General features: G+C 39.1%; 29 protein-coding genes and 1 riboswitch. Of the genes, 5 read left to right on the top strand and 24 right to left on the bottom strand.

Annotation, left to right across the window (positions count from 1 at the left end):
- Positions 1–34: 34 nt before the first annotated feature.
- A riboswitch (FMN riboswitch) is annotated at positions 35–169 on the bottom strand.
- Positions 170–319: 150 nt separating this feature from the next.
- Positions 320–1441, top strand: coding sequence for an amidohydrolase (locus ACH6CZ_RS02970; protein WP_374095932.1), 1122 nt, complete (start codon positions 320–322; stop codon positions 1439–1441).
- A gap of 292 nt (positions 1442–1733) precedes the next feature.
- Positions 1734–2285 carry a GNAT family N-acetyltransferase gene (locus ACH6CZ_RS02965; RefSeq protein WP_374095931.1) on the top strand — a complete coding sequence of 184 codons (552 nt, stop codon included), beginning with the start codon at positions 1734–1736 and terminating at the stop codon, positions 2283–2285.
- A 30-nt stretch (positions 2286–2315) separates the two neighbouring features.
- Here ACH6CZ_RS02965 and ACH6CZ_RS02960 read toward each other — a convergent pair whose 3' ends face one another.
- The 6 genes from ACH6CZ_RS02960 to ACH6CZ_RS02935 all read right to left on the bottom strand — a co-directional run bounded on the left by ACH6CZ_RS02960 (position 2316) and on the right by ACH6CZ_RS02935 (position 8217).
- Positions 2316–2963 carry an SDR family oxidoreductase gene (locus ACH6CZ_RS02960; RefSeq protein ID WP_374095930.1) on the bottom strand — a complete coding sequence of 216 codons (648 nt, stop codon included), beginning with the start codon at positions 2961–2963 and terminating at the stop codon, positions 2316–2318.
- Positions 2964–3053: 90 nt separating this feature from the next.
- The gene (locus ACH6CZ_RS02955; RefSeq protein WP_374095929.1) at positions 3054–4130 is read right to left on the bottom strand and encodes an undecaprenyldiphospho-muramoylpentapeptide beta-N-acetylglucosaminyltransferase; all 1077 of its coding nucleotides are present in this window, start codon (positions 4128–4130) and stop codon (positions 3054–3056) included.
- Between the two features lie 46 nt (positions 4131–4176).
- Entirely contained in the window at positions 4177–5649 is a 1473-nt protein-coding gene (locus ACH6CZ_RS02950) for a phytoene desaturase family protein (RefSeq protein ID WP_374095928.1), read from the bottom strand.
- Positions 5646–6734 (bottom strand): glycosyltransferase family 2 protein, encoded by a 1089-nt coding sequence (locus ACH6CZ_RS02945; RefSeq protein ID WP_374095927.1) that lies wholly within the window; start codon positions 6732–6734, stop codon positions 5646–5648. Before ACH6CZ_RS02945 ends, ACH6CZ_RS02950 begins: the two co-directional genes overlap by 4 nt.
- A gap of 29 nt (positions 6735–6763) precedes the next feature.
- Positions 6764–7468, bottom strand: coding sequence for a lysophospholipid acyltransferase family protein (locus tag ACH6CZ_RS02940; RefSeq protein WP_374095926.1), 705 nt, complete (start codon positions 7466–7468; stop codon positions 6764–6766).
- The gene (locus ACH6CZ_RS02935) at positions 7465–8217 is read right to left on the bottom strand and encodes a carotenoid biosynthesis protein (RefSeq protein ID WP_374095925.1); all 753 of its coding nucleotides are present in this window, start codon (positions 8215–8217) and stop codon (positions 7465–7467) included. Before ACH6CZ_RS02935 ends, ACH6CZ_RS02940 begins: the two co-directional genes overlap by 4 nt.
- Before the next feature lie 102 nt (positions 8218–8319).
- Here ACH6CZ_RS02935 and ACH6CZ_RS02930 point away from each other — a divergent pair, with 102 nt between their 5' ends.
- Positions 8320–9681: an MATE family efflux transporter gene (locus tag ACH6CZ_RS02930; RefSeq protein WP_374095924.1), complete on the top strand. Its 1362-nt coding sequence runs from the start codon at positions 8320–8322 to the stop codon at positions 9679–9681.
- An 11-nt stretch (positions 9682–9692) separates the two neighbouring features.
- Here the strand turns inward: ACH6CZ_RS02930 and ACH6CZ_RS02925 are convergent, their stop codons facing one another.
- The 13 genes from ACH6CZ_RS02925 to ACH6CZ_RS02865 all read right to left on the bottom strand — a co-directional run bounded on the left by ACH6CZ_RS02925 (position 9693) and on the right by ACH6CZ_RS02865 (position 19729).
- Positions 9693–10466, bottom strand: a complete 774-nt coding sequence (locus ACH6CZ_RS02925; protein WP_374095923.1) for an SDR family oxidoreductase — start codon at positions 10464–10466, stop codon at positions 9693–9695.
- 187 nt (positions 10467–10653) lie between these two features.
- A complete protein-coding gene (locus ACH6CZ_RS02920) occupies positions 10654–11442 on the bottom strand; it encodes a CAP domain-containing protein (RefSeq protein WP_374095922.1) in 789 nt (262 codons plus the stop codon).
- A gap of 300 nt (positions 11443–11742) precedes the next feature.
- A complete protein-coding gene (locus ACH6CZ_RS02915; protein ID WP_374095921.1) occupies positions 11743–12000 on the bottom strand; it encodes a hypothetical protein in 258 nt (85 codons plus the stop codon).
- Positions 11997–12911, bottom strand: coding sequence for a CobW family GTP-binding protein (locus ACH6CZ_RS02910; protein ID WP_374095920.1), 915 nt, complete (start codon positions 12909–12911; stop codon positions 11997–11999). The genes ACH6CZ_RS02915 and ACH6CZ_RS02910 overlap by 4 nt, the downstream gene beginning before the upstream one ends.
- A gap of 57 nt (positions 12912–12968) precedes the next feature.
- A complete protein-coding gene (locus tag ACH6CZ_RS02905; protein WP_374095919.1) occupies positions 12969–14462 on the bottom strand; it encodes a S41 family peptidase in 1494 nt (497 codons plus the stop codon).
- A 164-nt stretch (positions 14463–14626) separates the two neighbouring features.
- Complete coding sequence (gene deoD, locus ACH6CZ_RS02900; RefSeq protein WP_374095918.1) at positions 14627–15331, bottom strand: purine-nucleoside phosphorylase; 705 nt, start codon at positions 15329–15331, stop codon at positions 14627–14629.
- A 100-nt stretch (positions 15332–15431) separates the two neighbouring features.
- Positions 15432–15647, bottom strand: coding sequence for a YozE family protein (locus ACH6CZ_RS02895; RefSeq protein ID WP_374095917.1), 216 nt, complete (start codon positions 15645–15647; stop codon positions 15432–15434).
- A gap of 156 nt (positions 15648–15803) precedes the next feature.
- On the bottom strand, positions 15804–16304 hold the full coding sequence (locus tag ACH6CZ_RS02890) for a PTS sugar transporter subunit IIA (protein ID WP_374095916.1): 501 nt from the start codon (positions 16302–16304) through the stop codon (positions 15804–15806).
- A 94-nt stretch (positions 16305–16398) separates the two neighbouring features.
- Entirely contained in the window at positions 16399–16821 is a 423-nt protein-coding gene (msrB, locus tag ACH6CZ_RS02885; RefSeq protein ID WP_374095915.1) for a peptide-methionine (R)-S-oxide reductase MsrB, read from the bottom strand.
- Positions 16818–17357 (bottom strand): peptide-methionine (S)-S-oxide reductase MsrA, encoded by a 540-nt coding sequence (msrA, locus tag ACH6CZ_RS02880; protein ID WP_374095914.1) that lies wholly within the window; start codon positions 17355–17357, stop codon positions 16818–16820. The genes msrB and msrA overlap by 4 nt, the downstream gene beginning before the upstream one ends.
- A gap of 12 nt (positions 17358–17369) precedes the next feature.
- Positions 17370–17945 carry a YpmS family protein gene (locus tag ACH6CZ_RS02875; RefSeq protein ID WP_374095913.1) on the bottom strand — a complete coding sequence of 192 codons (576 nt, stop codon included), beginning with the start codon at positions 17943–17945 and terminating at the stop codon, positions 17370–17372.
- A 1-nt stretch (position 17946) separates the two neighbouring features.
- Positions 17947–18756, bottom strand: a complete 810-nt coding sequence (locus tag ACH6CZ_RS02870; RefSeq protein WP_374095912.1) for an SGNH/GDSL hydrolase family protein — start codon at positions 18754–18756, stop codon at positions 17947–17949.
- Positions 18757–18907: 151 nt separating this feature from the next.
- Positions 18908–19729 carry a DegV family protein gene (locus ACH6CZ_RS02865; RefSeq protein WP_374095911.1) on the bottom strand — a complete coding sequence of 274 codons (822 nt, stop codon included), beginning with the start codon at positions 19727–19729 and terminating at the stop codon, positions 18908–18910.
- A 247-nt stretch (positions 19730–19976) separates the two neighbouring features.
- Here ACH6CZ_RS02865 and trhA point away from each other — a divergent pair, with 247 nt between their 5' ends.
- Entirely contained in the window at positions 19977–20612 is a 636-nt protein-coding gene (gene trhA / locus ACH6CZ_RS02860; protein WP_374095910.1) for a PAQR family membrane homeostasis protein TrhA, read from the top strand.
- A 34-nt stretch (positions 20613–20646) separates the two neighbouring features.
- Here the strand turns inward: trhA and ACH6CZ_RS02855 are convergent, their stop codons facing one another.
- Complete coding sequence (locus ACH6CZ_RS02855) at positions 20647–21129, bottom strand: dihydrofolate reductase (RefSeq protein WP_374095909.1); 483 nt, start codon at positions 21127–21129, stop codon at positions 20647–20649.
- Positions 21130–21140: 11 nt separating this feature from the next.
- Positions 21141–22082, bottom strand: coding sequence for a thymidylate synthase (locus ACH6CZ_RS02850; RefSeq protein WP_374095908.1), 942 nt, complete (start codon positions 22080–22082; stop codon positions 21141–21143).
- Between the two features lie 273 nt (positions 22083–22355).
- Here ACH6CZ_RS02850 and ACH6CZ_RS02845 point away from each other — a divergent pair, with 273 nt between their 5' ends.
- The gene (locus ACH6CZ_RS02845) at positions 22356–22931 is read left to right on the top strand and encodes a YpjP family protein (protein WP_374095907.1); all 576 of its coding nucleotides are present in this window, start codon (positions 22356–22358) and stop codon (positions 22929–22931) included.
- A gap of 27 nt (positions 22932–22958) precedes the next feature.
- Here ACH6CZ_RS02845 and ACH6CZ_RS02840 read toward each other — a convergent pair whose 3' ends face one another.
- The 3 genes from ACH6CZ_RS02840 to ACH6CZ_RS02830 are packed head-to-tail and all read right to left on the bottom strand — an operon-like array spanning position 22959 to position 25317.
- Entirely contained in the window at positions 22959–23732 is a 774-nt protein-coding gene (locus tag ACH6CZ_RS02840) for a class I SAM-dependent methyltransferase (protein ID WP_374095906.1), read from the bottom strand.
- Positions 23733–23741: 9 nt separating this feature from the next.
- A complete protein-coding gene (locus ACH6CZ_RS02835) occupies positions 23742–24176 on the bottom strand; it encodes a BrxA/BrxB family bacilliredoxin (protein ID WP_374095905.1) in 435 nt (144 codons plus the stop codon).
- Positions 24177–24180: 4 nt separating this feature from the next.
- Positions 24181–25317, bottom strand: a complete 1137-nt coding sequence (locus tag ACH6CZ_RS02830) for a conserved virulence factor C family protein (RefSeq protein ID WP_374095904.1) — start codon at positions 25315–25317, stop codon at positions 24181–24183.
- Positions 25318–25336 lie beyond the last annotated feature (19 nt).

Here is a 25336-nt window from a genome sequence, read left to right as displayed (position 1 = left end):
GACGAAATAAGCGTTCAACATTTCTGATAAACGCAATTCCTTTCTCCCATCCAGACTTTAACTGTCGGCTTTGGAGTTTCACCAAATCCACCGGTAACACCGGGTCACGGACTAAGAGCAGCTGCTCATCACCGCCGGTAGGGAATTTCACCCTGCCCCGAAAGGTACGTTATACTATTGTCTTACTATTATGTCGGATTTCGCTTACATTTGTAAAGGAAACAGTGTTCAATACGGCATTCTTTCTGAAAATTCTTTTCTCTTTATATTGATTAAAGTAGAATTAAAGTATAAACAATTCTTTAAGGAGGGCTGTCATATGAAGGTTTTGCTCAAGGATGCAGTCGTTTATCCAATTACTGCTTCAATGATTCAATACGGTGATGTATTAATAGAAAACGGGATCATCAAAGAAGTGAATGATACAATTTCAGGTCATGTTGATGCAAAGGTGATTGATTGCTCCGGGCAGCATTTAACACCGGGGTTAATAGATGTGCATACGCACCTTGGCCTGTATGATGAAGGTACCGGCTGGGCTGGCAATGATGCAAATGAATCAATTGAGCCGATGACCCCGCATATACGTGCAATTGACGGGGTATATCCTCTCGATGAAGGCTTTTTCAATGCCCGTTCACACGGGGTGACGACGGTGAATATACTGCCGGGAAGTGCGAATGTTATCGGAGGAATCACAGCCATTATTAAGACTGACGGGAAAACCGTACAATCAATGATTGTGAATCCGGAATCCGGGCTTAAAATGGCACTTGGTGAAAACCCGAAACGGATGCATTCCAACGGTTCAAATGATTCTATTACACGAATGGGTATTATGGGTATGTTAAGAGAACAGCTGTATCTGGCAAAAAACTTTGAAGGAACAAATGACCTTCGTCTCAGTGCCCTTCAAAAAGCTTTAAACAGGGAGATTCCTGTAAGGATTCATGCTCACCGTGCTGATGATATTGTAACAGCCATCCGACTGGCAGAAGAGTTTGACCTTGATCTGCGAATCGAACATTGCACTGAAGGACATTTGATCACAGAAGAAGTGAAGCGCTCAGGGGCTAAGGTTTGTGTAGGACCAACATTCACACGCAAGTCAAAGGTTGAGCTGAGAAATAAATCGTGGAAAACCTATCAGGTTTTATCTGACGCCGGAATTGAAGTCTCCATTACGACAGATCACCCTTATACACCTATACAATATTTGAACGTATGTGCAGCGATCGCCGTCAGAGAGGGTTTGTCCATTCAGGCTGCACTTGAAGCGATTACCATTAACCCTGCCCGCAACCTTGGAATTGATCAGAAAATCGGCAGTATCGAGCCTGGCAAAGAAGCTGATCTGGTCTTGTGGAGCGAGCATCCACTTCATTTTATGTCCTCTCCTGTATTCACGATGATAAAAGGTGAAATCGTCTATCAGGTGTGAAAAAAATATTTTTAAATAAGGCAAAAAAACTATTCTCAAACCAATTAAAATTTTGTATGATTTAGATGCAAAGATGTAGAAGAAACTGAATAAGTTTACAATACAAAGATGCCATAAGACTGTCATATGAGTCTGTTATGGAGGGAAGGCAAATGGTGCGCCACCAGCTGACCAGCTGGTTCTAGTGGGTTCGATTCCCACCCCGAAATTTTTTATGAACGCAATGAAAAATTTCGAGGGTGGTGTTCTACAGGTCCGTTTAGGATACTGCCCTTTTTTGGAGGGCAAAACCATGATAAAAAAACGTGACGTACACGAAAGCCAGGCGCTGTTTGAATTAATGACACATCCCGACGTATTCCCATATGTCAGACAAAAAGCATCATCGTCTGAAGAATTAATGTTCATGATTAAGCAAATGATTGAGGCAGAAGAACGTGGAGAAGTGATTTCACGGACAATTCTTGATGAATGGGGAAATCCTGCTGGTACGATCAGCTTATTTGACGTGCACAATCATAGCGGGTTTTTAGGCACCTGGCTAGGAAAGCCGTATCACGGCCTGGGTTATAATCAGGCTGCAAAAGAAGTTTTTTTTAATGAGCTCTTTTATGAACTTGGAATTGAAAATGTCTATCTGAGAATCAGAAAAACAAACCTGAGATCACAAAAAGCTGCTGAAAAATTGCCTTATGTAGTCTCTGCCAATGAAATGAATAAAGCTTTATATGATGAAATTAATAAAAATGAGAATCTCTTTAATCTGTATGTCATTTCAAAAGACTTATATACACTTGTCCATATGCGTACTCATGATGAAACTGAAGATGCACTCGAAGCATAAAATCACCGGACGTTTGCCCGGTGATTTTTTTTATGCTCTATTTAAAGCGGTGATCATATCCTCTTCATCATTTAAAATTTCAACCGCTTTATTGTTCAGGTTCTCATGGTCGAGTGCCAAAACCAGCACTTCCGCCACATCGCTTCTCGTAATATCACCCTGCCGGTCAATAAGCACTTCAGCAGCTCTGATTTTACCTGTCCCTTTTTCGTCAGTCAGCAGCCCGGGTCTGATAATTGAATAATTTAATCCGCTTTTTTCGAGATGCTGATCAGCTGCGTGTTTCGCTTCATAATAAGCTTTCATATCATCACCTATGTCCATGGATGATAAATCACCTGCGCCAATCGCACTTAGCATGACGAATTTTTTTACTCCTTTTTCAACGGCCAGATCAATTGCTTTGATCGCTCCTTCTTCATCTACAGACTTAGTCTTCTCAGGTCCGGTATGACCACCTGACCCGGCTGCAAAAATCACCGCATCGACTTCATCAAATGCTTTTTCAAAATCACCTTCGAGGTCGCCGAGTACAGGCAGCCCTCCCAGCTTTTCAATTTCTTCAAACTGTGATTCCTTTCTGACCATGCCTCTTGCATAATATTTATTTCTTTTTGCCAGCTTATCAATTGTCAGTCTTCCGGTTGTACCATTTGCTCCTATTACTAAAACATCCATCACATAATTCCTCCAATTCATATAATGCTTTTCTTTTCCCGATCTGAATCTACATAAACAGCTGATCTGATACAAAAAACAGCAGACAAGTTAATGTCCGCTGTTTTTAGATAACCGGGTAATTTCTTCAGCCATCTGACTGATCGTATAAGATGTTGGTGCTTCATCCATTTTTTCAATCATTGTCCACTGCTGATCTCTTAACTGTCTGACAGCAGTCAGCAGTGTTTCAGTCGTTAATTCTTCTTCTTCAAGCTTTAATGCGAACCCCTGCTGAACAAATGAGTTTGCATTTAATATCTGGTCTCCCCTGCTCGCTTCTTTTGATAGCGGAATCAGGATCATCGGTTTTTTTAATGCCAGAAATTCAAATATAGAGTTAGAACCCGCTCTTGAAATGACTAAATCAGATGCAGCAATCAGGTCAGGTAATTCGTTTGAAACAAATTCATATTGAATGTAGTCCGGATGATCATGTTCGATTACATTCCCTTTTCCACATAGATGTATAATTGAATAATGTTCAATTAATTCAGGAAGTGCATTACGTACGGTGTCATTGATTCCTTTTGCACCAAGACTTCCACCCATAATCAAAATAACTGGTTTTTTCTGATTAAGTCCGGCAAACGTCATGCCTTTTTCTCTTGTTCCGCTGAAAAGCTCCTCACGGATTATGGCTCCTGCACACGTGGATTTTTCTGCAGGGACATATTGAAGTGTTTCTTTAAAAGTAGTGTAAATTTTAGTTGCAAAAGGCATAGCCAGCTTATTTGCTAGTCCCGGTGTTACATCAGATTCATGAATCGCCACTGGCACACCAGCCATTTTAGCTGCAAGTAACACCGGAACAGAAACAAATCCACCTTTTGAAAAAATCACATCAGGCTTGATTTTTTTAATTTTTAAGTAGGCTTGTACAGTTCCTGCTAGCACACGGAAAGGGTCTGTAAAGTTTTTCATAGAGAAATATCTTCTTAATTTCCCACTTGAGATCCCGTGATAGGGAACATCCGGGAATTTTTCAGTTATAATCTCTTTTTCAATTCCATCATGTGAACCCATATAGGAAACCTGCCATTTATTTTTCAGAAATTCAGGGATGAGTGCAGTGTTCACAGAGACGTGACCTGCGGATCCTCCTCCGGTAAATAATATTTTATTCATGTGATACTCCAATCTAAAAGTTCATTACCCATCTATTATACCTGAATCATTCGAAACGAAAAGAGCCGTTTCCCTTTATGATTGAATCTGCTACATTCAACCCACTCATCACGACCATTGGAGAACCTCCACCCGGGTGAGTAGACCCGCCGGTATAATATAGGTTGTGAATAAATTTACTCTTATTCCCCGGTCTTAAAAAAGCATCTTTCATTGAGTTGGATGAAATACCATAGATTGACCCTTTATATGCATGGAATAAATGTTTCAGTGTATCAGGTGTAAATACTTTCTCACATTCAAGCTGTTCGCAAATTGGAATCCCCTTTTTTTCAAGTGTACGGTAAACCTTTTCTTTATATGAATGAATATCAGGTATATTTGCGGCCGGTGCATTGACCAGAATAAATAAGTTACTCCCTTTGGTTACGGTTCTGTCTGTAAAAGCACTGTGGCTGATATAGATTGTTGGATCATCAGGCATTTTTTTATGTTTGAAAATATCTTCAAATTCCTGATGATAATCCTCAGTAAAATAGACCTGATGATGATGAATGTCAGGCTGAAATTCCTTCAGACCTGCCAGAATCACAAAAGCAGAAATTGAAGGTTCATATTGATCAAGCTTATGATCCGGTAAGCCTGGACGATCAAATTCTTTAATCAGATTTTTTGTGGAAGTGACATAATCGCCGTTAATCACAATATGATCGAATTCAAAAGTTCGTCCGCTGTCTGTTTTTAACGCATATGCAATTTTGTCTTGTATCATCAGTTCCTTAACGGTTTCATTGTAGATAATTGTGCCACCAAGTTTTTTAAATACGTCATCATATGCCTCAGCAATTTTTGTGTTTCCACCTTTTACGGTAAAAACACCTGACACCATTTCAAGGTATCCAATCATCGCAAACGTTGCAGGGCTTTGATAAGGGGACGAACCAATATATGTAGCATAGCGGTTAAACACCTTTTGCAGATTAGGGTTTGTGAAGTATTTCTGGTTAAAATAAGCCAGTTTTTCAAACGGTCTCACACGCATAAACGCTTTTGCCGTGTGAGGGTCCATAAAATCTTTCAGTGAAGTAATGGCTTTTGGGAAAAAAGCCTTTTCAGAGATTTTATACAGCCGTTCGATTTCCTTTAAGTAATCCCAGTATACTGGTGCAGCTTCAGGGTCAATTTCAGCGAGCTGTTTGATCATTTCGTCAGGGTGAACCGATTGTATAAAAACAGACCCGTCTGAAAAAACGTTTTTTGTATGACGCTCAAGTCTGATAAAAGACAGGTAGTCTTTCAGATCGAATCCGGTTTCGTTCAGAACATTTTCAAAAACCCAGGGCATTGTAATGGTATTTGGTCCAAAGTCAAAATGGTAATCTTCCATTTTAACGGGCATCATTTTTCCGCCAGGATGTCTGTTTTTTTCAATAATCGTCACCTGATAACCTTTAGACTGTAGTCTGATCGCAGATGCGAGTCCTCCAAGACCTGCTCCGACGATACAAATCTCTTTCATCTGTAGATTCTCCCCTTCCACGTATAACCACTGCCGCTTATCCCTTTAATTGCTGCAGTAAACAAAAGAATGACTAATGCGATTGCAGATAAAGGCATGAGAAAAAAGTGAAGTTTTGACTGGCCGGTGGCTACATCGATTAAAAACGTCTGTAAATAGATGATGAGCAACGGAAGACACCACAGCCATTCCTGACCGATCAATCCGTATATGAAGCTGACAAGCGGGAAAAAATAAAAGCTGATATAAAACAATGCGACAATCACCGCTACAAGAATAGATCGTCCGAGTCCGGTGAAGATGTTTTTAGTAAACCCTTCCCATACTTCTGCATTTGTCTCATACATATCACATGAAACTGAATTCGTGATATTGCTTAATATACACCTGTAACCATTCCGCTTTAAAACCCTTGTCAGATGAATATCCTCCACCAGCGAATTTCTGACGGTTGCATGCCCCCCTGAATCCAGATAAGCACTTTTATCAAATAACATAAATGCGCCGTGAGCTGCAGTAAATGCAGGTTTTGTTGACAGATTAGCTACAGCATTAGGTAAATGAAAAAATACGAAAAAATGCTGCAGTGGAACGAGTAGCTTTGCTAGAAACGTTTTCGTCGGAAACTGGGGAAATCCCGTAATGAGGCCGGCTTTACGTTTTTTTAGAAGATGAAGTGCTTTTGACACTGCATCCGGCTCCATTCTCACATCCGCATCAATGAAACAGAGGTAGTCCCCTGTTGCCTCTTTGCTTAACTGATGACAAGCATACACTTTCCCCACCCATTGCTCAGGCAACGGATTTCCCTGAATAATTTTAATTTCACTGCGGAACTGCGCTAATATGCTTTCAGTCCGATCTTCAGAGTGGTCATTTAACACGATAATTTCTTTGTTTGAGTAGGAACTATCTAATATGGATTGAATGATTCCCGCTGCATTGTCCTCTTCATTTCTCATCGGAATTAAAAAGGAGACTTTAGCCGAATGGTCATCCATTCTGTCCTTTAATCTTGGCATCGTAACAATATTAAGGATTGTCAGAAATAAAAAGATCAATAAAATACACACATAAGCAGCCACGTCACAGTCCTCCTTCAGCCGTTTCAAACCTACTTTCTTTTAAAAACCTCCAGCCATTCACTAGATGTTTTAAAACCTTTAACGAATTCTTTATATCGACTCAAGTCCTCATTAATGATATCTGCCTTCATCAGATCCAAAGATTGCTCAAGTGACTGCCGTAGAACACTACTTTTTTCTGTTCTATCGAGACTGTTTATCTTTTCAGGTTTAATCGAAGCCCCTATTGAGATAAATAGCTCAGGCCGCTGGTCGTGACGAAAAGTATAACTGGCTGAAACCGGAATAATCTCTGCTTCCGGATTTTTTTCTGCCAGATATGCAGGACCATTCATAAATGAAAGCGGACGTTTATCCTGATGCTCTTCTTTACCCTGCGGAAAAATCCATACAGATTTTTTTTCTTTCAATAACTGATCAGCGAACTGCAAGCTTCTGATCAGGGATTTTGGTGAATCAGGATCAACCGGAAATGCACCGATCTTTGAGAAAAAAGTAAACTTCTCAATCCCATCTTTACTCATCATGGCGTAGGCGTCTTCATTTATTAAATACCGGTTAAGATAAAAAACAATTAAACCATCCCACCAGCTCGAATGATTCATAATATATAGTTTCGCTTGATCAGAGGGCTGATGCTGATTGTGGATATAAACCCTGTAAAAATGTTTCTTCAATTGCCATGTTAAATACTTTCCAAGCATATATTCAGTTCTCGAAGATTTATTGTTCATCGGACTCTCCTTTTCATCACTGAATAAATGAGATATGTGATCAGAAGCCCTGCTGCAGTTGCAAAAATAGCAAAATACAGCTGATATACAAACGCAGTGACAACAAACATAATAATCATCAGGAAATACAGCCAATTTGTGCGTTTAGTCCATGTTTCATCAGATGGTGGAGCCGCCATAAAATAAACAATGATTTGAATAATAAATGATACATAAAACCAGGCGATAAAATTCTGTGTCGGTATATCATAATAAGGGCCAGTATCATCCCAAACCCAGTACTGCTTTGCCTGATAAGCAACGGGATCTATGATTAAATCCATACAAACTGCTAAAAGAGATGTGACAAATGCAAAGCCGAGGCCTTTTAACAGGCTTTTTGGCTGCTCCAGTAAACCGGTCATTAAACTGAGTGAAGTAAATATGACCATGACCCAGGCAAACCCGATTGTAAGTGGAACCCCGAAAACCTGTATGCCAAAATCCTGTTCGTAATGATACGCCCCAAAGATGATGCCATATTTTACACCAAGCGATTCAGCCCACATAGTAAATGCCATAATCACTATGCTAATGATTAATCCTCGCAGATTACCCAGGACCTTCATTCCATAATAAATAGACAGAATGCCTGCCAAATATAAAAATACTGCATTTGCCCACTCCAGAAATGGAGGCAACAAGTCAAATGCAACTAATATAACACCTATTCCGTACCACACTAAAAAAACCTTCCAGACAATATTCATTCAATCACCTTCCAGACCTTTTCGATAGTTTGTTATGTTATAATGCTCTGAGGTTTAAAATACCAGTCACTTCAGGTGTAACAGAAAGAGAGCCGGTTTTTTATGGAGCAAACATTTAATTTGAAACAAAAGCTGAAACAGTTTTCAATTATTCTGATCCCGATCCTTGTCACTCAACTAGGCTTATTTGCCATGAATTTCTTTGACACGATTATGTCAGGACAATACTCAACCGCGGATCTTGCAGGTGTGGCAATCGGGTCCTCACTCTGGATGCCGGTATTTACCGGACTATCCGGTATCCTGCTTGCAGTAACGCCTATTGTCGCACAGTTAATTGGCGGAAAAAAAGAAATGTATGTAAAAAACACAGTCATTCAGGGTGTGTACTTGGCAATTATTATGGCAGTCCTTATTTTAATCGTCGGTTTGATTGCGGTTAACCCCATTCTCTCTGTGATGAATATAGAAAATGAAGTCCGCAGAGTTGCAGGTCTTTATCTGGCTGCGCTCGCTGCAGGGATCATCCCCTTGTTCGTCTACAATGTCTTACGCTCTTTTATAGATGCGCTGGGTTTTACCAGAGTGACGATGTATGTAACGCTTATGTCTCTGCCACTTAATGTTGTATTTAATTATATTCTCATTTTCGGAAAGCTCGGTTTACCCGCTCTTGGGGGTGTAGGTGCAGGTGTAGCTTCAGCAATTACTTACTGGCTGATCTGTATCATTTCAATTGTCATCGTACACCGAAACCGTCCATTCAGCGAATATCATGTATTCAGGAACAAGGTAAAAGCTGACTTTACAAAATGGAAAGAAATTTTGATCATTGGTATTCCGATCGGGTTTTCCATTTTTTTCGAAACAAGCATTTTCTCTGCTGTCACGCTATTCATGAGTGTTTATACGACGGAGGTTATCGCTGCTCATCAGGCAGCTATTAATTTCTCATCATTCTTATATATGATTCCTCTTAGTATATCAATGGCGCTCACAATTGTCGTTGGATTTGAAGCAGGGGCAGGCAGAATGAAAGATGCAAGAACTTATAGTTATATGGGTGTGTCAATTGCTGTACTCATTGCTGCAACTGGCGGTGTACTGACATTTATATTCAGAGACGCTGTTGCAGGTATTTATGTAACGGATCAGCAGGTAATCAGTCTTACGGCACAGTTTCTGATATTTGCAGTATTATTCCAGTTATCTGATGCAATTCAGGCACCCGTGCAGGGAGTGTTAAGAGGATATAAAGACGTCAATATAACACTCATTATGACGATGATCTCATACTGGGTGATTGGCCTGCCGGTTGGGTATGTATTAGCAAATTATACCGAATGGGCATACTTTGGATACTGGATCGGTTTAATTGCCGGACTTACAGCAGGGGCAATTACACTGACAATCAGGATGGTCATCATCCAGCGGAATAAAATGAAGGCAGCTCCCGGTCATTAACCGGGAGCTTTCTATTTTCTATAGATCTTGCCTAATACATCTTTACCGCCTGTGACAGGAATAATCGCCCCAGTGATAAATCCCGAATCTTCATGAATCAGAAATGAAAGCACCCTTGCAATATCTTCTCCACTGCCTGGTCTTCCGACTGGATTTTCATGGTCACCAGAACCGGCAGCATCTTTAATGCCGAGTTCTTTCCAGGCGCCTTCAATATCGCCCGGGCAAATCATATTTGCAGTAATGCCGTTTTCAGCCTCTTCTAATGCGATCGTTTTAGTTAGCGAAGCAAGCCCGCTTTTTGCTGAAGCGAATGCTGAGCGGTAAACCCACCCGGGAGCAGTATCGACGCGGTCATATCCAAACATAATTAATCTCCCCCATTGATTTTCTCTCATCAGGGGAACTATATGTCTCGATAAGTAAAATACTGCATTTAAATTGCCATTGATCATATGGTCCCATTCTTCAAAGGAGTATTCGGTCATTTTTTTTCTTTCAGCAATGTAAGGTCCTGCATTATGAATCAACACATCAATATGTTGAATCCCTTTGTCATTTAATTGATTAATTAATGATAAACTGCCTTCTTTTGAGGCAATGTCAGCTTTAATTGCTGAACACGACTGACGGCTGATCTGACTGAGTTCAGACGCAAATTCAATTGCCTCTTCATCATTTGACCTGTAATTCACGATAATGCGATATCCACTGGAAGCAAGAAATTTTGCAGTGTATTTCCCAATTCCCTTAGTACCGCCAGTAATTAATACTGTTTTATCCATTGGCTTCAACTCCACACGATTTAATTACTATTATTGTATGGATAAATGTTTGCGGAAAGCAAATATAAACCTTTTTAATCAAAAATACCTGTACTTATCAAAGTAATTTCGGCATCAATCAATTTGTTTAGAAAAAAAATGAATCAAAAAAACTCTCCATACTAGGAGAGTTTTTTTGAAATATAATTTATTTACCAATAAACATTTGAGTCCAATAATTACCGTTCTCAATATATCCAACACCTATGTGAGTATATGAAGTGCTTAAAATATTTTGACGGTGTCCTTCACTGTTCATCCACGCAGTTACAACCTGCTCCGGTGTCTGCTGACCCATCGCAATATTTTCACCTGCTGAACGGTAGTTAATTCCGTAAGATTTCATCATATCAAATGGTGAACCGTAAGTTGGACTCGTATGAGAGAAATATTGATTTCTCGCCATATCAGCAGACTTTTCTTCTGCAACTGCTGAAAGCTCAGTGTCTGCCTGTAATGCCGGCAAACCATATTTACTTCTTTCCTGATTTGTTAATTCAATTACCTGAGCTTCAAAACTTCCAAGCTCATTAGCTGGTGTTTCATTTTGAGACGTTTGGGGCTCAGCTTTAATTTCCGGTTCAACAGATTCTTCTGGTGCTTCATATTCCTCTGCAGGCGCTTCCGTTTCTTCTACTGGTGCTTTAACTTCTGTATTTGTTTCCGAAGGTGCTGCCGGCTGTTCAGTATTTTGTGCAGACTCTTTTTCCACCGGTGCTGCAGTTTCAGGTTCAGATGCTTTATTTTCATTTAGTGGAGCTGCTTCTTTCCAGGTGATTTTTTCAGAAGTCTTATAATGTACTTTTATATCATAATGCTTGAGAACTTGTTGAATGTAATTTTGATAGAAATCCTTATCCCTATGCGCACTTGCTGTTCCTGCAGGCGCCAATAATGCGATTGCTAATGCTGCTGATGCAACTACTTTTCCAAACATGAATATCCCTCCAAATGTGTTTTGTCTTTCGACAACCTCATCTTAACACCCGTTTTAATGTAATAATGAAGCCAGAATTTGGAGGGATCTCATGGTAGGAACATTCTTCTAAAATATCATTCAACAATAGATACTTTTATTCATTCTTAATGAATATATAAAGGATTTCTAAAATCTTGTCTGTATTGTATGAATTACCAGTTATACTATTAATCTTCTTAATGCGGTAAACATTACAAATAACTAATGATTGACAAGATTCATTTTCACACTGTTTTTAACGTTTATGACAACTAGTTTTCATTTATTAAAGTTTTGTTTATATAGTAAAGTAATATAATCAATCATGATCTTTTGCTGCTCGGCATCAAGCTTTGACTGTCTGATCATTTGAGAAGTGATTTGCAGTTTTGTATCTGGTGACCTTCTCAGTCTCGGGTGAGTATTCTGATCAGCCAGTTCACTTAAGATAGACTGCTCCATTTCTTCAAAAGAACCATACAATCTGTTATTCCATAGTGAAGAATATAGTTCTAAAAGCAAATGTTTATCAGTCATTTCTCAAGCTCCATGAGATCCTTCTTTACTTGTTCTTCATCTAAATTCTCCCCAATAATCACAAGATTAGGTGTCATTTTCATATCATGCTCAAAGAATAAAGGCATCCCATACGAATATTGAAATAATGCAGGATACTTTTCATCATGAAAAGGTATAAACCCTTTCATCCGGTAGACAGAGGATGATTGTTCTCTCAGCCACGCGTCAAATGCGCCTCTTTCAACCTCCTGATCAAATGTATAGACAATCACATTTAATTGGAGTTCATGATCTAATCTCACCTGTGATGATCCATCATAATTTTTCAGACTCAAATTCTCAAGGCTCTTGTAATGAATTTTTGCCTGCTGAGTCAGATAAATTTTTGATGATGTCAGTGATTGAATCTCATTTAAAATAACCGGGATTTTTCCTTCTGGAATAAGATCTGTTTTATTGAGCAGTACCATACTTGCAAATTTAATTTGTTCCCTCATGAGCTGCAGCGCCTGAACTGACAGCTCGTCTCTTTTTTCCCACTGAAGTGCGTCTACAGTAGTCAGAATCCCTTTAAAGCTGAACTGATCTGCAAATAGTGGAGACAGAACTGAATCCACTACTTCTACAGGATGGGCGACGCCTGTTGTCTCGATAATTAGCGTATCAAAACCCCCCTTTATTAAAAGCTCTTGAAGCTGGCTTTCAAGCTTATCCTGAATTGTACAGCATATACATCCATCGAGTAATTCAGCTAATGGAATGTCCCGATCTACTTCTTCAGAATCAATAGATACTTTTCCGGCTTCATTCATTAATACTGCAGGCATACGCCCCTGATCTTTTTCAAAACGGATCAGATTTTTTAATAATGTAGTCTTTCCACTACCAAGAAATCCTGATAATAAATATACGGGTATTTTGTTACTCATCAACTCATCCTTTCAAAAAAACCCGGCCAAACTGAAGGCCGGGTTTGATTGTGATATTTATGAAGCCTCATCAGCCTCGATATTTGCTTCTTCAAGTAAATACTCAATTGCACGGTTTACCTGTGGATCATTCTCCTCAAGCTGCTCTCTCAGGCTAAGCATGATCGATGAAGCTGTTTCCGGACTGATCACACCGGTAACTTCTAATTCATTTTCTTCCTGGTAAGATTTAACTGCTGTAACGGTATCAGCGTCATATAGCCCATCAACTTTACCAGGATTCATTCCTAAAGCATTTAGCATTTGTTCTGCGATTTCAACGTCATCTGAAAGCATTGATTCTTCAAGGTCTGAATCAATATTCAGATAAGGCAGGGTGGCATATTCAGGCATGTCAACTTCAGTGGTTGGCGCAACACCTTCTTCATGCACCCAGTTATCGTTTGGCGTTAACCATCTGGCTGTTGTAATTTTCATATTGGAAGAGTCGTTAAAGTCTTCAGCAGTCTGAACAGTTCCTTTGCCAAATGTGTTCTTACCAAACAAAGGAATTTCAGCCGTTTCATTCACAGCTGCAGCGACAATTTCTGATGCACTTGCACTTCCCTCATCAATAACCACTGCTGTTGGGACTTCAACTTTATCTCCATCCTGCGCTGTAATGACCTGCTTTTCTCCATTACTCTCTTCAATTTGAACAATTGTTTCACCAGCAGGGACAAACAGATTTGAAATAGAGATTGCCTGTGGCAGTAAGCCACCCGGATTTTGCCTTAAATCAAGAACTAGCGCTTTCATTCCCTGTGACTCCAGGTCTTGTAAAGCTTCTGTCAACTCATCATAACTGGTTTCAGAAAAACTTGTTAGCTGGATGGTAGCCACCTTTTGTTCATTTATTTCGTAATATACGGTTTCTAATGGAATATCATCTCTTGTGATCGTCACTTCAATTGTCTCAGAGACACCAGGACGCTGAATTGTTAATGTAACGTCAGTTCCTTTTTCACCTCTGATCAGCATCACTGCTTCAGAAGCACTCATACCCTGAATACTCTCTCCATCAACAGCGAGAATCTGGTCATTCGGTATAATACCTGCTCTTTCAGCCGGAGACCCTTTAATTGGAGAAACGACAGTGATCAGATCATTCATTGACTGAATTTCTGCACCAATTCCCTGAAAGCTTGAAGTAATATTTTCATTAAATTGAGCCGTCTCTTCCTGATTCATATAATCTGAATATGGATCGCCCAGTGCATCAACCATACCGTTGATCGCTCCATTAATCAGATCTTCTTCTTCATACTCCAGGAAGTAGTCCTCCTGAATCGTATCATACGCTTCATATAGTTTATTAAATTCGGTCCGCTCCTGAACACCTACCGTTACTGCTTTCTCATCACCGAAGGATAAAGCGAAAATTGAGATGCCGGCAGTTGCTAATACGGTTAGGAATAATAGCATCACGAAATGAAATTTTTTAATATTCACGTAGTTTGATAAGGTTTCTTTGGCTTCCTCTTTTGTTACATTTTGATGCTCGTTATCCATTTTTTCACCACTTTCTAATCTTACGCTTAGGACAATCTATTATATCTTAACAGCTTTAAGTATAGAGGAAAAGCAAAATCTCATCATTCATCAATCTGTTGTAATTAAACAGTTGTGCCTTTTAATAAACAATAAAACCGACTGCAAATGCAGCCGGTTTTACATTATTCTGCGATCGCAGCGTCAAGCGCAACGACAATCATATCATTGAAAGTAACCTGGCGTTCTTCAGAAGAAGTAGCTTCACCAGTTAAAATATGGTCACTGACCGTCAATACTGAAAGTGCTTTTCTTCCGTATTTAGCAGCAAGTGTGTAAAGCGCAGAAGTTTCCATCTCAACTGCAAGAATACCATATTGAGCCCACTTTTCGTGTTCAGCGTTATCATCATAGAAGATATCAGCTGTAAATACGTTACCAACCTGAAGGTTCAGTCCTTTTTCAAGACCTGCATCATATGCATTCTTAAGAAGTCCAAAGTCAGCTGCAGGTGCATAATCAACACCTTTAAATGTTCTCTGGTTCATGTTGTTGTCAGTAGACGCAGTCATCGCAAGGATTACGTCGCGCACTTTAACGTCCTTTTGAATTGCGCCACAAGTTCCAACGCGGATAAGATTTTTAACACCATACTCTTCAATTAATTCGTTAGCATAAATTGAAATTGAAGGTACACCCATTCCAGTACCCTGTACTGAAATTCTATGGCCTTTATATGTACCAGTATAGCCGAACATATTTCTAACTTCGTTATAGCACGTTACATCCTCTAAGAATGTTTCTGCGATATATTTTGCACGTAATGGATCACCTGGTAAAAGTACCGTTTCAGCGATGTCACCTTTTTTTGCACCAATATGAATACTCATCATATTTCCTCCCTTACCTTTATGAAGCCTTATTGTAGCTCTTTTTTTACATTATTTCAACTTATATATAGATTCGGAGTTGCTACTAAGTTTTTTGCTATCAATTTGATGTCCGATATTCCTCCCAAAGCTCGTCAAAAATCACTGCTAACGAGAAATACTGTTCGGTCGTTTCTATATATTGGCTGATTTCATTGTAGTTTTTTGACCTTCTCGGAAAATCTCCGTCTTCGTATATTTTGTTGGCGAGCTTCTCTTTGCCGTCTCGTGGGACAGGTTCTCTGTATCTTAATACGAAATGATAAAATGTTTTCAATGTTCTCCCCCCTTTATATAATAGCTGCTGAATAACAGTGCTCATATTTAAAGTGCTTTACTCTGAATTATACGGAATTACATGCGCTTTTTATTAACTTATTAAATTTAGCATAAAAAAAACTGTTCCCCAAGTTTCAGGGAACAGTTGTTAAATTTATTTAGATGATACATCCATCACTGTATCTTGTCCTGCCTGCACAGTTGATGCTGATTTCTTTTCAATGCCTGCAAGATCATCACCATTTGTGATAATAACCGGCGTGATAATGCTTTTCGCTTCAGTTTTGACCAATTCAAGATCAAATGTTACAAGCGGATCTCCAACACTTACTTTAGAACCTTCAGAAACGTGGGCTTCAAAACCGTTCCCTTCCATCGATACGGTCTCAAGACCGATATGGATCAGCACTTCAGCGCCATTTTTAGCTTTAAGGCCAATCGCATGCTTTGTTGGGAATACCTGAACGACTTCTCCATCAATTGGAGATACTACTTTTCCTTCAGTCGGTTCAATCGCAATTCCGTCACCCATCATTTTCTGTGAAAATACTGGATCCGGTACTTCCTCAAGCGTTAGCAGATTACCCGTTAATGGTGATTTAATTTCAACATTTTTTGGTGCTTCTTCTTTTTTTCCGAATAATTTTTTTAACATCTAATCACGCTCCTCTTGTATATATAGACTTAATTCCATCCCTCTAAACTTTCGCATTATGCAGTTTATCAGATTGTTCATCTATTCACAAGTATTATTCACTGAATAACTTTTTATATACTGCGTATCCTTCTTTTTCCAGATCATCTTTTGGTACAAACCGCATGGCAGCTGAATTGATACAGTATCTCAGCCCATCAGGACCAGGCCCATCATCAAAAACATGACCTAAATGAGAGTCAGCTTCATTGGACCTTACTTCAGTTCTGATCATGAAGTGACTGGTATCTTTTTTCTCAATAATCTCTTTCTGATCAATCGGCTTTGTAAAGCTTGGCCATCCACATCCTGCATCATACTTATCTTTTGAGCTGAATAATGGCTTTCCTGAGATAATATCCACGTAAATTCCATCGCCAAACTCATCCCAATATTCATTTTTAAATGGCGGCTCAGTACCGTTTTTTTGAGTAACTTCATATTGCATTTTATTCAGCTGATCTATATTTTTTTTCATCGTCTCAACCTTTCTGTGTTTTGTTCAACCTTTCTTTTTCTTCCTGACCCGGTGTAATATGCCTGGTAGTGAGCAGGATTTTTCTGATAATAATCCTGATGCCCTTCCTCAGCAGGATAAAATACAGAGGCATCGAAGATATCTGTCACAACCGGTCGATTAAACTTTCCGCTTTCGTCAAGTTCTCTTTTCGAAGCCTCGGCAAGTTTTCTCTGTTCCTCATTATGAACATAAATTGCTGTTTTATAAGATTCTCCACGGTCAAAAAACTGACCGCCGGAGTCTGTAGGATCGATTTGAATCCAGAAAAGTTCAAGCAGCTTTTCGTATGGATATACTGCAGGATCAAATACAATTTGAACCGCTTCCCGGTGACCCGTTGTTTCACTGCATACTTCCTGGTAAGTTGGGTTTTCAGTATGTCCGCCTGTATACCCTGAAGTAACAGATTGGATACCCGGCTGCTGATCAAATGGTTTTACCATACACCAGAAGCATCCGCCTGCAAATGTTGCTTTTTCATAATTAGCCATCATACATCTCTCCTATTATTGTGGGACATAAATTGAAAATGAAATTTCATCATCCTCAAGGTTAAATTGATTAGTCTTTACATTCAGACCCTGTGCTACATCAATTTCTGTAACCTGAACGACGATCTGCTGGTTCTGAGGTTCCATGACAACCCATTCCGGAAATTCATAAGAGTCGTCAATAAACTTAAGAACACTTGATACTGGCAAATCAATCGCGCCAAGTGAAAGACTTTCCTGAGTCAGCAGCAAATTTCCATTTTCAAGCGCATTTGCTTCAAAAGACATCTGGAAGTCTATACTTGTACTGAATATAGGAATTTCACCATTCAGCTTCACTCTGTCATCAAACATAACTGAATAATCAATTGAACCTCCAAGCTCTTCTTCAATAAACCGGTTCGCAACGATCGTCAGGTCTTCTCTATTAGTAATGACTTCAAATTCCGCACCTGCTTCAGGAGGAGCAACAGGTGTTGCGTTCGCCTGTTCCCCCTCTACCGGTCTGAGAAGTAAAAAGACAATGAGTGCAGAACTAATTAAAACAACAGCTAGTAATCCAAAAAACATCACTTTCCAAAAACTCTTCACATTAATCATCTCCTTGACTGCTGCCATCACTTAACACGTCTAAGACGCCTGTTTCAATTCTTTGAGCAATTAGATCATATCCCTCATCATTAGGATGAAAATAATCTGTATGAAGCAGGTTCTGATCTGATCGACTGAACAGGTCAGCTACATCTACATAAGAAGTATTATCATAATCATTCACAATGCTCTCACCGCTGGCATTCCATGTATCTACAATCATTTTCATTTCTTTCACATCTGCTGAAAACATAAAAAATGGATTGTAGATGCCCATCAATACAATTGATATATCAGGGTTGATTGATCTAATACTGGATAAAATTTCAGTTAAATTCTCTTCATAATTCAGCCTTTCGCCTTCAAAGCTTTCGAATGACAATGAGGGGAAAGTTGTTTTGACGACTTTCATGACATCATTACCACCAATCGTGATAATAGCCATATCTGATGATGCAATGGCAGTCTGAATGTCATTTTCTTCATTAATCCGTTTTAATAATTGATCCGAGCGGTTGCCCCTTTTGCCGAAATTTATGATATCCACTTCGCCAATATTATTTCTCTCCTCCAGGCTTGCTTCAAGTAATGGCACATATCCGCCAAGTTTCTGGCTGTCTCCAACTCCCTGAGTCAGAGAATCACCTAATGAAACAATTTTAAGTGGTTCAGGAAAGAATCCTTCGTCGGGAACTTCTTTTTCCGGAAGGTTAACCTCTCTGATCTGCTGTTCAGATGAAATGCTATTGCATCCCGTCAGCACCATTATCATCATAACTAATATAAAAATTCCAATTTTACGTTTGTTCAATATTCTCACCTGCCTAACTCCTCTACTCACATTATAACACCTGGAAATTAGGTTCAAACAATCCGCTGCCTGCTTAATCTGTAAAAAAACTGTGTCTTTACAAGAGACACAGTTTTTTTAATATTATTAAATTTTTATGTTAAAAGTTACATTATTCATAATAGAACATAAATCCGATTGCACCTTTACCTGTGTGGGTTGATATTACCGGTGTTGTTTCACTTAAAAATACATCCTCACTGATTTTACTGATTACTTTTTCAGCAAGCAGCATGCCATCAGCATGTACAACACTTACTTCTTTCACTTTTTTTCCTTTTGTTTCCTGTTCATATTGAGAGATAAGGTACTTTGCAACCTGTGTGTAATTACGGGCTTTTGATACTGGTGTATATTCTCCACCAGCTAAAGAAGCGATTGGTTTAATGTTTAGAAGTGATCCAAGAAATGCTCTTCCTTTTCCTATTCTTCCACCCTTAACAAGATTTTCAAGTGTGTCAACCACAACAAACAGTGATGAACGATCTTTTACATTTTTAATAATCTCCACAATCTCATCAGCTGATCTTCCGTTTTCGGCTGCTTGTGCAGCTCCTATTACCTGATAAGAAAGTGCGCGGGAAATGAAACCGGAATCAATGACAGTAACTTTTGTATCCGTCATATCGGCTGCACTTTCTGCAGAACGGACAGTACCGCTCATTTTACCGGTCATATGGATGGAAATAACCTCGGAACCATCTTTGCCAAGCTCATCATATACTTCTTTAAATGCTCCGGCAGAAGGTTGTGAACTCTTAGGCAGTTCTTTAGATGCTGCCATTTTCTTCATAAATTCAGATGGTGAAATTTCTAATCTGTCCAGATATGAATCCCCATCAATTATTAGTGTTAAAGGAACTACTGTAATACCATACTTTTCAATTTCATCGTTTGTTAAATCTGAAGTTGAGTCCGTCACAATTTTAATCATAAAACTACCCCTCATCCAATAAGTTATTATTTCATATTATACTAACTATCCCGGAATTCTCCTAATACTTCAGTATATTTTTCAAAAGAAGTGACAGTTGTCATATTAAGTTGATATGATAGGTTTTAAAACGCTTTTTCAGTGTAATATTTTGAATTCAGGAATGCTTGTTCCTCTTTAGTATTTGCCTGAATAATATGATAGCAGTACAATAATACAGAGAAAAAATGATTGAGGTGATAACAGCATGGATACTTTTGATTATAAAGATCAAAGAGAAGAATTTTGGAATGCGATTACGCATGGTGCAGGCTTTTTACTATCAATCCCTGCGCTTGTCATGATTATATTAGCTGCTGTAGAAAGAGGGACCGCCTGGCACATTGTCAGCTTCGCCATCTTTGGATCCACCATGCTGATACTTTACTTATGTTCTACCTTACTGCATAGTGTAAAAACTGAAAAATTGAAGCGGTTTTTTGCGATACTAGACCATTCCGCAATCTATCTGTTAATTGCTGGTACTTATACACCTTTTGTTCTTGTTACGATCCGCGATCCTCTCGGCTGGACAATCTTTGGGCTTGTATGGGGGCTTGCTATTGCTGGAATCGTATTTAAATGTTACTTCGTTGACCGGTATCAGATTATTTCTACTTTATTTTATGTCTTAATGGGATGGCTGATCATTATTGCAGCCGTGCCTTTATATAATGAATTATCAGCTGCAGGTTTTGGGTTATTATTAGCAGGCGGATTGTTTTATTCAGTTGGTGCAATCTTTTATGTATGGAGAAAACTTCCTTACAACCACGCGATCTGGCATTTATTTGTCATAGCAGGCAGTGCGTTTATGTATTTTACAGTATACTTTTATGCATAAAAAAACCTTCAGGGATGACCTGAAGGTTTTTTTTTTAGATTCTGTCGAAAATCAGATATTCGTAATTGTAAGGATTTTTTTCATTCTTTTCTCCCTGGACCCTTGATGTAAGCTTCCAGTTCTCTTCATTATATTCAGGAAAATATGTATCCCCTTCAAATTCCTCATGGATTAAAGTAATATACAGCCGGTCAGCTTTATCAATGGCCATTTTATAGATTTCTCCACCGCCAATAACAAACCCTTCATGATCTTCACCCAACAATTTTAATCCTTCATCAAGGTCTGAGACTTTTATGGCTCCATCATGGTGCCAATTGTCATCCCTTGTCAAAACGATATTTTTTCTGTTTTTTAATGGTCCATTCATTGACTCAAATGTTTTGCGTCCCATTAGTATACTGTGACCTGTTGTGGTTTGTTGAAAAAACTTAAGGTCATCCGGCAAATGCCAGGGCATATCACCATTTTGACCAATAACTCTGTTGAGGTCATGCGCACTGATCATAGATATCATGAATTTCACTCCTATACAGCTACCGGTGCTTTTATTGCCGGATGCGGGTTATAATTTTCAATCACTACATCTGATGGATCAAGGTCAAATAAAGATTTCTGCTGATTTAACTTTAGCGTCGGTAATGTTTTGAATTCTCTGCTTAACTGCTTATTTACCTGAGCAATATGATTGGAATAAATATGTGCGTCTCCTATTGTGTGAATAAATTCTCCCGGCTCAAGACCGCATTCATTCGCGACGAGGTGAGTAAGCAGTGCATAGCTTGCGATATTAAATGGTATGCCTAAAAACAGATCTCCGCTTCTTTGATAAAGCTGACACGACAGCTTACCATCTGCAACATAAAACTGAAACAAAGTATGACATGGCGGCAGCGCCATTGAAGGAACATCTTCAGGGTTCCATGCACTTACAATATGCCTTCTTGAATCAGGGTTGTATTTAATTGATTCAATTACTTCTTTCAGCTGGTCAATCGTGTCACCACTCAACTTTTGCCACTGGCGCCACTGTTTACCATAGACAGAGCCAAGGTCTCCATATTTCTCTTGGAACTGATCATCTGTTAAGACTTTTTCCTGAAACAACTGCATTTGATGCTGATATTCCTTTTTAAATTCCTCATCTTTTAATGACTTCAAACCAAAATCAGTCATGTCAGGACCAGTGTACTCATCTGATTCAACCCAGTTCTTAAACGCCCATTCATCCCAGATATGGTTATTGTGCTCAAGCAGGTATCTGATATTCGTATCCCCTTTGATAAACCATAAAAGCTCACTGACAATCAGTTTGAATGGAACTTTTTTTGTAGTGACAAGAGGAAAGCCTTCCTGAAGATCAAATCTCATCTGGTGACCGAAAGAGCTGATCGTACCTGTACCGGTTCTGTCACCTTTTTTGATTCCCTGATTCAGGACTTGTTCAAGTAAGTCATGATATTGTTTCATTTCATTGCTCTCCTTTATCATCATATGTAAATAAAAAGCTGGCATCAGCCAGCTTTTTATTATTCAGCAAATTGTAAGTATACAAAGTAAACAAGCATTAATAGAAATCCGATACTGATCATCATTTCTTCCAACACATTTACCCCCTATTCAAGGAACAATATTTAATAAACTAGCGCTTTTCTTTTCGTATTCTAGTATAATTGATTTAACAATGTGAGTCCATTCTAGATTTTAATTTCGGACATTCTTTATCGAAGGGAATAGAGTACAATGCCTAACTGGATAAAAAAATCTTTTGTTGTTTTAATATCAATTTTGACATTCGGCATGATTTCTCCTCAGGATCTACTCGCCTGGAACAATCAGAAATCAGACGACCATGAAGTTGTACCGGATCATTTAGAGGTTTCCGCATTACCTGCACTAAGCAAAGAGCAGTCTGTAGAACAGTTGATTGCTCAGGCCAGAGAGATTACGGCAACTAAACTGGGTAACAGAATCCTGCCTAGAATTGAAACAGATTTTGAAACTGAAGTACTGCCTAAAATTGAAGAAATTATATTAGATCTTATTGATACATATCCTGATGAAGAAATAACTGACCTTGCTATATCACCGATTATCGGAAAAGGAGATGGAGAAAGAATTTTTCATATCATGGATACAAAATCCAACGACGAAGTACTATACTTCCATGTGAGAAAAGACCGCCCGCCTCTTGAGGGATACAGCTTTAACTTCCACTATCATACTGTAGAAGATGGCTTTGAGACGCATCATGAATTAGCTGAAGTATACTGGGGGAAAGACACGCCGGCCAAATTCGGATCAGATCAGATACACTAAAAAAACCAGTCGCTTAGACTGGTTTTTTTAGTGTATCGATATGATTCCATAATGCTGTTTTGTAGATGGTCTGATCAATCTTTGAAAACCCATCTCTTCAAACCTGGATGACCTGAAATGGTCTTTTAAAAGTACTTTTTTTCTAGCAACCCTTTTAGCTTCGGATATCGCTTTGTATAAGTCATCATTATAACGCTCAGCAAATCTTTTCAAAGGTGTAATTCCTTTTGACTCAATCGTTTCAGTAAACATCGGATCAAAATAAATGACATCATAACTGTCTGATGGAGCAGACAGCAAAAAAGAATATGCATCTTCATGTATAAGCTGTATTCTTCTCATTGCTAGTGTAATGTCATCTATTTTGTGCTGAAAGCTTTTCAATCCCTGACCAGTGATAAATGCAATTTCTTTATTCCGCTCAATCGCAGTCACCGGTGGGCCACAATACCATGATGCAACAAGTGAATCTGAGGCCATACCGGCAGTACAGTCTAAAAAGCTGTCTTCAGGTAAAAGATCCGCTGCTTCGATAAGCGGATCTTTTTCACCCTTCATCATTCTTTTTATTCTGAATGAAGCAGAATTCGGATGGTAAAAAAATGGATCATCTACTCCATTTTTAAACAGTTCAAATGTCTTTTCACCTGCAACTAATATATCATCCTGATATTGATCATATAATGCTTTTATTGATCTCTTTTCTCTATTTACACAAGAAGACTCTTTGAAAAAACGTCTCGCGATTTCAACATGATGACAGGATGCTTTCCCCGGTCTTCCGGATGTTGTAATGATCAATGAACGGTCCTAACAGTGCTGATCCATAGCAGATTTTAAATTACTTACAATATCTTCTACTTCGTGATCTTCTATCTCTTCTCTTGGAATAAAATGAGCCACTTCATTATCCTTCAGTAAAACAATCGATGGTGATGATGGCTCAAGCTGAGGAAACTGTGCGCGCATTTTAGCGGTTGCTTCTTTGTCCTGCCCCGCAAATACTGTAACCAGATGATCAGGTTCTTTATCATGGGTAATTAATGCCTGAGTGACAGCAGGTCTGGCAAGTCCTGCAGCACAACCGCAGACAGAATTAACGACAACAAGTGATGTGCCTTTCGATTCTTCAAAAAATGACTCTACTTCTTCAGCTGTTCTAAGCTCCTGAAATCCTGCCTGAGTAAGTTCCTGCCTCATTGGTTTTACCAGCTGTCTCATATATTCTTCATATGCCATTGACATGATCTTATTCCTCCATTCTCTGTTTTCTTGCTTCAGTCATTTGTTTCCACACTGAACCTTTTGCTTCCTGACCTTCTGCGATTCTCTCAATCGCCATTTTAATCTGAAGCTTAACTTCAAACTCAGGGTCTTCTTCTGCTTCTTTTAAGGCAGTTAAAGACTTTTCAGTGCCTGCTTCATATAGAAACATTGCTGCTCTCCAGCGGACGAGTTTGTTTTTATCTGAAAGTGCATTCATCATTTCTTCCTCTGCTGCCGGGAAACCAAGGTCTGAAAGACAGTCTCCTGCTGTTCGTCTGACCGAAGCATTTTTATCATTCAGCCCTTTATATAAAGATGGTAATACCTGCTCATCTTCAATCATCCCAAGGTACACAACTGCAAGACGTCTCACTGACACTTTTTCATCCTCTAATGCTACATTGAGCATAGGGATGTCATCTGTTGTTGGTTCTGGTATCTGTTCAAGCAGCTGGTATCTTTCCTGCCAAGTATCACAGGCTTTTAGCATATCTACAGAAACTTTTTTCAGTTCTCTGCTTTGTACAGGTGTGTCTCCAGCTTCTTTTGCAGCTTCAACAATTGCCTGAACTCTGCTTGATGGATAGGATGCCAAAATTTCATCTGTCACTTCACCGGCGATTTTATCAAGGTCACCATAACGGACGCCAAAGTCTTTCCACTTACGCTGAAGTACGACATTGTCACCTTCTAGCTGTGCCTGACTCATGGCTTCTGCGAAATAATCAGGCAGTCCATATCTCTTTTCTTCATCTCCGCTTAGCAGCTTAATCTGAAGCGGAATGCCTTTAAACTGGAGCACCTGTACATTTACTTCACCGAAGTGTTCATCAGCTTTTTCTTCCTGTTCCAAAGTTTCCTGATCTTCACCAAATACTGAACGGACTTCAGGAAGGACCGCTTCCCAATCAGCCTTAGGGTGCCTTTCCACCGCCAGGAAATCTGCAACGTGATAAATTCCCTTTACTCCATCAATTTCAAGAAGCTGCCTGATTTTATCAGGCGCATTGCTTGCGTCATCTTTTTTATAGTTATTACTTTTACCACCCGCCAATGCTTCATCAACAATGACTTTCATTGTATTTGGACTAGGTGTTGGTTCGATTGAAAGTATTTTCACTTTTACCCCTCCGATATTT

The sequence above is a fragment of the Jeotgalibacillus sp. JSM ZJ347 genome, assembly GCF_044383825.1.
Classification (GTDB): domain Bacteria; phylum Bacillota; class Bacilli; order Bacillales; family Jeotgalibacillaceae; genus Jeotgalibacillus.
The sequence above is the reverse complement of the archived record's forward strand: the minus strand, read 5'-3'. Positions and strand labels throughout refer to the sequence as shown.